Below are 1077 nucleotides of genomic sequence, written 5' to 3' on the forward strand. Positions count from 1 at the left end.
CGCGGCGGCGCGGGCGCGGACGACGGCGAGGGCGGCGGCGAGTTCTTCGGGGGTCGGGTTGCCCCGTACGACCTTGATCACCATGCTGCGGCTCCTGACGCTGCGGATCGGTTAGAGGGGGATGTTGCCGTGCTTCTTCGGGGGCAGGGACTCCCGCTTGGTCCGCAGCTGCCGCAGCCCCTTCACCACATGCGCCCGCGTGTCCGACGGCATGATCACCGCGTCCACATAACCCCGCTCCGCCGCCGTGTACGGATTCAGCAGCGTGTCCTCGTACTCCGTCATCAACCGCGCCCGCGTCGCCTCCACATCGTCCGCCGCCGCGAGCGTCTTGCGGTGCAGGATGTTCACCGCACCCTGCGCACCCATCACCGCGATCTGCGCCGTCGGCCACGCCAGATTCAGATCGGCACCCAGATGCTTGGACCCCATCACGTCGTACGCCCCACCGAACGCCTTCCGCGTGATCACCGTGATCAACGGCACCGTCGCCTCCGCATACGCGTAGATCAGCTTCGCGCCCCGCCGGATGATCCCCGTGTGCTCCTGCTCCACCCCCGGCAAGAACCCCGGAACATCCACGAACGTCAGCACCGGCACATTGAACGCGTCACACGTGCGCACGAACCGCGCCGCCTTCTCCGACGCATCGATGTCCAGACACCCCGCGAACTGCATCGGCTGGTTCGCCACGATCCCCACCGGACGCCCCTCCACCCGCCCGAACCCCGTCAGGATGTTCGGCGCGAACAACGCCTGCGTCTCGAAGAACTCCGCATCGTCCAGCACATGCTCGATCACCGTGTGCATGTCGTACGGCTGATTCGCACTGTCCGGAATCAGCACATCCAGCTCACGGTCCTCCTCCGACACCGCCAGATCGGCCTCCTCCGGAAACGCCGGCGGCTCACTCAGATTGTTCGACGGCAGATACGACAGCAACGACTTCACATACTCGATCGCGTCCTTCTCGTCCCCCGCCATGTGATGCGCGACCCCCGAACGGCTGTTGTGCGCCCGCGCACCACCCAGCTCCTCGAAACCCACGTCCTCACCCGTCACCGTCTTGATGACATC

2 protein-coding genes are annotated in these 1077 nt (G+C 66.2%); both read right to left on the reverse strand.

Annotation, left to right across the window (positions count from 1 at the left end; genetic code table 11):
• Positions 1 to 84, reverse strand: an 84-nt coding sequence (locus ACFW9D_RS38540) for an acyl-CoA carboxylase subunit epsilon (protein ID WP_384630152.1), incomplete at its 3' end; no start/stop codon positions are given.
• A 27-nt stretch (positions 85 to 111) separates the two neighbouring features.
• Positions 112 to 1077: acyl-CoA carboxylase subunit beta (locus ACFW9D_RS38545; RefSeq protein ID WP_384630150.1), on the reverse strand; the 966-nt coding region annotated here is incomplete at its 5' end.

The sequence above is a fragment of the Streptomyces sp. NPDC059524 genome (assembly GCF_042749255.1).
GTDB classification, from domain to species: domain Bacteria; phylum Actinomycetota; class Actinomycetes; order Streptomycetales; family Streptomycetaceae; genus Streptomyces; species Streptomyces xanthii.